The sequence below is a fragment of the Pseudoalteromonas sp. CR1 genome (genome assembly GCF_019392235.1).
Classification (GTDB): domain Bacteria; phylum Pseudomonadota; class Gammaproteobacteria; order Enterobacterales; family Alteromonadaceae; genus Pseudoalteromonas.
Genome location: NZ_JAHXRM010000182.1, coordinates 1 through 278 on the forward strand (window position 1 = coordinate 1; position 278 = coordinate 278).

The 278-nt window shown below is 68.0% G+C and carries 1 protein-coding gene; it reads left to right on the forward strand.

Annotation, left to right across the window (positions count from 1 at the left end):
* Positions 1 to 278: hypothetical protein (locus KZZ04_RS19015; protein WP_219423815.1), on the forward strand; the 278-nt coding region annotated here is incomplete at both ends.

Consider the following 278-nt stretch of genomic DNA (forward strand, 5'->3'; position numbering starts at 1 on the left):
GTTCCTGGCGCGGTACTGGTCGAGCCCGGCCCGGTTGGCTGCCGCGTTCCCGATCGATCGGAGAGCCCTGGCGGACCATGCCACCTTGGGCCTCAGCGAGGCGCGGGTGCGTGGCGCCATCGCGGCCCTTGAAGCGGTCGGGTTCCTCGATCGCGCTGAGACCCTACGGGGCTCACGCTATCAGCCAACTGAGACTGGCCTGCACCGCAAGCCGATATTGTTCAGGTTCGGCGTCAGCTACCGGGAGAACTTCGCCCAGGCCAATGCCCGGACCCGAG